This is a genomic window from Streptomyces sp. 8P21H-1 (assembly GCF_013302945.1).
On sequence record NZ_JABTYA010000326.1, the window covers coordinates 289 to 6,887 of the forward strand.

The window sequence follows — 6,599 nt, forward strand, 5'->3', positions numbered from 1 at the left end:
GACACGCAGGACACGCAGCACGGACGCAGCACGCGAAGGCACCCCACAGGAGGACCAGCATGGCCGACACCGGTACCGCGCTGGGCGCGCCCGCCGAGCGCCGGGAGGGCCGGGACAAGGTCACCGGCAGCGCCCGTTACGCCGCCGAGCAGAACATCCCCGGCCGCGTCCACGCCTGGCCGGTGGCCGCCGGGATCACCCGCGGGACGATCCGCACGATCGACACCGGGACCGCCCTGGCGCTGCCCGGCGTCCTCGCGGTCCTCACCCCCGACGACGCGCCCCGGCTGGCCCCCGCGGACGACCCCACGCTCGCCGTCCTGCAGGACCGCCGCGTGCCGCACCACGGCTGGTTCGTCGCCCTCGTGGTCGCCGAGACCCTGGAGGAGGCCCGGGCCGGCGCCGCCGCGGTCCGCGTCGGGTACGACGTCGAGGAACACGACGTGACCCTGACCGAGGACCACCCGGACGCCTACACGCCCGAGCAGGCCAACGGCGGGAACCCCGCCCACCGCGAACAGGGCCGGCCGGAGGAGGCGTTCGCGGCTGCGGAAGTGCGCGTCGACGCCCGCTACCGGATCCCGCCGCTGCACAACCACCCCATGGAACCGCACGCGGCCACCGCCCACCTCAGCGGCGGCCGGCTCCTCGTGCACGACTCCAGCCAGGGCACCACGGCCGTCCGCGCCACCCTCGCGGCGCTGTTCCGGCTCCCCGAGGACGACATCACCGTCGTCAGCGAACACGTCGGCGGCGGGTTCGGGTCCAAGGGAACCCCGCGCCCCCACGTGGTGCTCGCCGTGATGGCGGCACTGCGGACCGGCCGTCCCGTCACGGTCGCACTGCCCCGGCGCCTCCTGCCCGACGTCGTCGGCCACCGGGCGCCCACCCTGCACCGGTTCCGCCTGGGCGCCGCCGCGGACGGGACCCTCGTCTCGTCCCTGCACGAGGTCACCACCCACACCTCACGCATCAAGGAGTTCGTCGAACAGGCCGCCGTACCGAGCCGGATCATGTACGCGGCGCCCCACCGGCTCACCACCCACCGCGTGGTGCCCCTGGACGTGCCCAGCCCGTCCTGGATGCGCGCGCCGGGCGAGGCACCGGGCATGTACGCCCTGGAGTCGGCCATGGACGAACTCGCCGTCGCGACGGGCCTGGACCCGGTGGAACTGCGCATCGTCAACGAACCGGACGCCGACCCCGACAGCGGCAAGCCGTTCAGCAGCCGCCACCTGGTCGAATGCCTGCGCGAGGGCGCCCGGCGCTTCGGCTGGGCACAGCGGGACCCCCGCCCCCGGTCCCGCGCCGAGGGCCCCCTCCTCGTCGGCACGGGCGTGGCCTCCGCCACCTATCCGGTGATGGTCAGCCCGGCCCGGGCTTCGGCCCACGCCCTGCCCGACGGCCGTTTCGCCGTCCGGACCAACGCCACGGACATCGGCACCGGGGCCCGCACCGTCCTCGCCCAGATCGCCGCCGACGCCCTCGGTGTGCCCCTGGACCGGGTACGCGCCGAAGTGGGCAGCAGCGACCTGCCCCCGGCCCCGCTGGCCGGCGGGTCGTCCGGTACGGCGTCCTGGGGCTGGGCCGTCCACGAGGCGTGCACACGACTGGCCGCGCGGCTGGCCGGGCACACCGGGCCGCTCCCGGACGGCGGGCTGCGGGCCCACGCCGACACGGCGGGCAGCGCGGACGCCGGGAGCGCCTGGGCCCGGCACGCCTTCGGCGCCCACTTCGCCGAGGTCACGGTCGACACGGTGAGCGGGGAGGTCCGGGTACGCCGCCTGCTGGGCGTGTACGCCGCCGGACGCATCCTCAACGCCCGTACCGCCCGCTCCCAGTTCATCGGCGGTATGACCATGGGGCTGGGGATGGCGCTGACCGAGGGGAGCACCATGGACGCCGCGTCCGGCGACTTCGTGGAGTCCGACCTGGCCTCCTACCACGTCCCGGTCCACGCCGACGTGCCCGATGTCGAGGCGCACTGGATCGACGAGGACGATCCCCACCTCAACCCGATGGGCAGCAAGGGCATCGGCGAGATCGGCATCGTCGGCACGGCGGCCGCCGTCGGCAACGCCGTCCACCACGCCACGGGCGTCCGGTACCGCGAACTGCCCCTGACCCCGGACCGGGTACTGGAGGGCCTGGCCGGCCCGCTCTGAGCGTACCGGCCCGCAGGGCCGCGGGGCCGGGGCGGCATGATGACAGCCATGCGCATCCGTATCGACGCCGTCGACCTGCCCGGCCGCACCCGCCCGGCCCCCGACGGCGGCAACGCCCCGGACCACGGCGACCTGTACGTCGCCGTGCAGCGCCGTGACCGTCCGGGCGAACTGCTCGAACCCCACCCGGGGGACGCGGGGTCGGCCACCTGGACCCTGGAGTGCACCGCGACGGTGACACCGGCCGGCACCGAGGTCGAAGGCCCCTACGTGCAGGACCGGCTGGGCCGGCGGTTCGTCTACCTGTCCTGGGGCACGGTCGACGGGGCGGGCGTCTTCACGATGTTCCGGCGCGCCAAGCTCATGCTCGACATGGTCCCCGCCGAGGTGCTCGCCGCGGCCGCGCGGGAGGGCGTCCTGGTGGCACGCCTCGGGCTGACCGACGCCCGGGGCGGCCCGCTGTGCGGCCGGATCGTCCCGCCGCACGTCACATGGACCGCCGGGTCCGGCGCCTGAGCGCACAGGACCCGCCCCACCGGCCGTTCCCCACGGGGCACGGGGCGCGGCTACCGGCCTTCGTCCTCGGGTGTCCCGAAGCCCGACGTCGTCCTGAAGGACGTCCGGTCACGGCTCGTGGTGCCCTCGGTGATCCACCAGTGCGTGGGGCGCTCGCCGTAGTGGCCGAACAACCCGCCCGGCCCCCGGTTCAGGATCAGTTCGTCCTTGCCGTCGCCGTCGAAGTCGGCCGCGCCCACGGGCCGGGCGTGCCGCCACCTCGCGGGCGTCCTCCTGCCGTCCGCCTTCGCGGGTCCCCGGCGCAGCACCGCGGTGCGCCGGTCGCCGTCGATGAGCGTGGCCCCCTCGTACGTGGCGACCAGGATGCCGTCGCGGCCGTCGCCGTCCGGATCGGCGGCCGCGAAGCCGCCGGGCCCGTAGTACGTGTTCACGTCCTCCGGCACCTCGGGCAGCCGGTGCGTGACCGGTTCGCCGCCGTCACCCGGATACACCGTGAGCGATCCGTCCACCTCGGGCGCCTCGGTCTCGTAACCCGGTTCGTTGTTGCGGGCGCCGTCGTCCCCGACGGCCACGTCGCGCCGGCCGTCGCCGTCGAAGTCGCCGAACGCGTGGGCGTTGCCCGCGCGCAACCGCGTGGACTCCCCGGAGAGGGGAGCGCCGACGCGCGCCGGGTACAGGAGATTGCCGGACTGCTCCCCGTCGCTCGGCCGGTGGAGCAGCAGGGACGTCGCACGCGGTCCGCCGGACGGGTCGATGTCGTCGGCGACGAGCGTGCCCTCCTGCCACGGCAGACCGGTGTCGGAGCGCGCCGGCGCACCGGCCCGCGTGAAGGGGCCGTGCAGCAGCACCATGGACGAGTGGTTCTGCGCGAGCGCCGCGAGGTCGTGGTGCCCGTCCCCGTCGAGGTCGCCGCGCACGACCGACTCCACACCCAGCTCCGACACGCTCCGCGGCAACCGCACCTCGCTCGCCCCGCCCTTCGCCACGGGACCGCCGGGACCGCCCCAGGTCACCAGCGGGACGGTACGGGAAGCGGACACCCCACCGTCCTCCGCGGTCCCCAGGGCGACGGAGGTCACGGCGTCCGGGAAGCCGTCACCGTCCGGATCGGCGGTCACGACCGCCTTCCTGCTGACGCTCCCGGGCTCCGCGTGGTCCTGCGGGGACGAGGGAAGGCCCAGCTCGCGGCGTCCATGGACCGTGCGCGTCGAGGGATCGAGCCCCTTCGCCGATCCGTGGACCACGGCGACCCGTCCGTCGATCCTCGTGGTGTCGTGGCCGTCGCCGAGGGAAACGGGCACCACGAGATCGCGGAACCCGTCCCCGTTCAGGTCGTCCGGGTCCTCGGACCCCTTCCCGGGCGCCGGACGCCGGCTCTCCGCCGGTACGCCGGGCACCCCGGTGGCCGAGGACGCACCACCGGAAGGCGGGGGCTCCCGGTCCGCCGTGCCGTCGCCGCACCCGGTGAGCGGGGCGAGCACGGCGCAGACGGCGAGGGCGGACAGCACGCTACGAGACTTCATGCGCCTCAGCCTCACATCCCCCTCCTCCCCGACTCCGGCCGGAGGGAGGACTGTTGCCCGCCCGAATGCGGGGAACACGCACGCATACGGGTGCCGCGTCCTACGGCATCCGTGGCACCGGAGGGAGGTGTGATGTCCACGCACACCCACCGCCTGACCATCACCGAGACGACCGACTGCGACGACTGCGCGGTGCTGCGGATCAGCGGCGAGCTCGACCAGAGCTGCGAGGAGTACTTCCTCGGCACCCTCGCGGCCATCGTCGACGCGGGACGGCGGCACCTCGTCCTCGACGTGACAGCGCTCGTCTTCTGCGACTCACGGGGTCTGAACTGCCTGCTCGCGATCCGGTGGCTGCTGAAGCGCCTGGACGGCAAGCTCATTCTGGCCGGAGCGGGGCGGCGGCTCTCGGAACTGCTCGTACAGACGGGCAGTACCGAACTGCTGCCCGTACGGCGCACGGTCGGGCTCGCCCTGCTGGACCTGCCCGCGGCCGAACGCCCTGCCTGGCCGCCCGCTCCGGACCGCGAAGGGGACGAGGACGCCGGGCCCGCCACTACGGGGGGAAGTGACGGGTCCGGCTGAGGTACAACCTGCCACACCCACGCGCAAAAAACGTGCTTCTTCGCCCGTTCGGCGAGAAAAGAATGGTGACGTCCGCCCGTACGCCGGGCGGAGAGGGCCGTTCCGCACGAACTGCCGGGATCTGTCCCCCGCGGGAGACGCGCGGGTGCGTCAGCCGAGGTCGAAGAGGTTCGGCAGGCCGAGGCGGTGGCGGGTGCGGTCGTGGCGTTTCAGCGCCTCGAACTCGGGGGCCCGGTACAGCGGGGTGACGGTGCACCGCCCGGCCGGCGAACCGACGTGTTCCAGCAGGGCGTTGACGGCCTGCCGGGCGGAGGTGTTGGCGCCCTCCATGGTGGCCAGGTCGATGGGCACGGCCACGTAGTCGCCGGCCAGGAAGAGGTTGGGGATCCTCGTGGCCGACCGCGGACGGTGGTGGAAGGTCCCGGTGGGGTGGATGAGCAGCTGTTCGTCGTTCGTCGGGTCCGGGGTGCCCAGACCGCCGACGGCCGGGTCGAGGAACCAGGAGTGCAGCGCGGAGTCCTTGAGGACCGTACGGCCGGTGTCGTTGAGCGACGCCTTCAGCTGGGCCCACACCTCGCGGGCGACCTCGGCCCGCGTGCACTGCTTGGCCGTCCGGCCGTACAGGATGCCCGGCCGGTCCCACTCGGAGACGTCCACCGACAGGCAGTCCACGACGGTGCCGTCGCCGAAGTCGGCGGGGAAGTCGTGGCCGGGCCAGTGCCGCGCCTGGGCGATGGCGGTCAGCGACCAGGGGGAGTCGACGAGGTCGAGGTGGCCGTGCGCGAGCGGCGCGGACTCGGTCAGATAGAACTGGATGCCGGTCATCCAGTCCGTCTCCAGCAGGTCGCACGCGGCGAGTTGCGGGTCGGCGGCGCGCAGGGCCGGGTTCCAGGTGCGGCGGGCGTGTTCGACCGGCATGGCGCAGATGTAGTGGTCGGCGGTGACGGTCCGGCGCGTCCCCGCCCGGTCCTCCATGACGGCGCCGGCGATCCGGCCGGCCTCCAGCGGCAGGTCCAGTACGGTCCAGCCCACCTCGAAGCCGACCCCGAGCGACTTCAGGTACGTCACCCAGGGGTCGATCCACGCCTCGTTGGTCGGCGCGTTCAGGATCCGGTCCACCGGACCGTCCGCGCCCCGCCCGAGGGCGTTGAAGAGGAAGGCCTCCAGCACGCTGCCCACCGTACGGGTGCTGGCCTCCTCCGCCTTGGTGGCCACGATGTTGCGGGTGATGCCGACGGCGAGGAGGCGCTGGTAGTCGTACGACATCCGGCCCGCCCGCACGAACTCCCACCAGGGGGTCCGTTCCCAGGTCCCGTCGCGGCGTTCGTCGCAGCTGGTGAGGAAGACCAGGAGGCGGTCGGCGAAGTAGAGGGTCTCGTGGAGGGGGAGATGGAAGGAGGTGTCCAGGAACGCGGTGAGGGCGCGGCGGATCTCGTCCGGGGTGAGTTCGGCCGGGGTGCCGCCGGGCCGGGGGAGCGGGATCCGGATGTCCTCCCGGCCGCCCGAGCGGGCGAACAGCATCTCCTCGGGGGCGACGAGATTGTCGTGCACACCGTTGGGGTTGCCGGGGAAGGGGATGCGCCGCATGGTGTCGGGCAGGTTGTGGTAGATGCCCGGGATGAAGCGGAAGCCGTGCTCCCCGGGCAGCGGGGCGCGGCCGCCCGTGCCGCTGTCCGGCACGTCCATGCTGCGGGCCTTGCCGCCCAGCGCCTTGCGCTCGTGGACGGTGACCCGGAAGCCGCGTTCGGCGAGTTCGTGCGCGGCCGTGAGCCCGGCGACGCCCCCGCCCAGCACGGCCACGCTCCGCGGG

The 6,599-nt window shown here is 74.1% G+C and carries 5 protein-coding genes; 3 read left to right on the forward strand and 2 right to left on the reverse strand.

Annotated elements, in window-relative coordinates; all coding sequences use genetic code 11:
- The first annotated feature begins 59 nt into the window (after window positions 1-59).
- Window positions 60-2,165 carry a xanthine dehydrogenase family protein molybdopterin-binding subunit gene (locus tag HO151_RS06760; RefSeq protein WP_173895176.1) on the forward strand — a complete coding sequence of 702 codons (2,106 nt, stop codon included), beginning with the start codon at window positions 60-62 and terminating at the stop codon, window positions 2,163-2,165.
- Window positions 2,166-2,213: 48 nt separating this feature from the next.
- Window positions 2,214-2,681, forward strand: coding sequence for a DUF5990 family protein (locus HO151_RS06765; protein ID WP_173895177.1), 468 nt, complete (start codon window positions 2,214-2,216; stop codon window positions 2,679-2,681).
- 50 nt (window positions 2,682-2,731) lie between these two features.
- Here HO151_RS06765 and HO151_RS06770 read toward each other — a convergent pair whose 3' ends face one another.
- On the reverse strand, window positions 2,732-4,204 hold the full coding sequence (locus HO151_RS06770; protein WP_173895178.1) for a hypothetical protein: 1,473 nt from the start codon (window positions 4,202-4,204) through the stop codon (window positions 2,732-2,734).
- A gap of 132 nt (window positions 4,205-4,336) precedes the next feature.
- Between HO151_RS06770 and HO151_RS06775 the strand changes: the two genes are divergently transcribed.
- A complete protein-coding gene (locus HO151_RS06775; RefSeq protein ID WP_173895179.1) occupies window positions 4,337-4,789 on the forward strand; it encodes an STAS domain-containing protein in 453 nt (150 codons plus the stop codon).
- A 150-nt stretch (window positions 4,790-4,939) separates the two neighbouring features.
- On the opposite strand, the gene HO151_RS06780 is transcribed toward HO151_RS06775, so the two are convergent.
- A partial coding sequence (locus HO151_RS06780; protein WP_173895180.1) for an FAD-dependent oxidoreductase occupies window positions 4,940-6,599 on the reverse strand: 1,660 nt, incomplete at its 5' end.

Coding starts and splice junctions, on each gene's coding strand:
- HO151_RS06760 (WP_173895176.1), top strand. CDS start 60: ATGGCCGACACCGGTACCGCGCTGGGCGCGCCCGCCGAGCGCCGGGAG.
- HO151_RS06765 (WP_173895177.1), top strand. CDS start 2,214: ATGCGCATCCGTATCGACGCCGTCGACCTGCCCGGCCGCACCCGCCCG.
- HO151_RS06770 (WP_173895178.1), bottom strand. CDS start 4,204: ATGAAGTCTCGTAGCGTGCTGTCCGCCCTCGCCGTCTGCGCCGTGCTC.
- HO151_RS06775 (WP_173895179.1), top strand. CDS start 4,337: ATGTCCACGCACACCCACCGCCTGACCATCACCGAGACGACCGACTGC.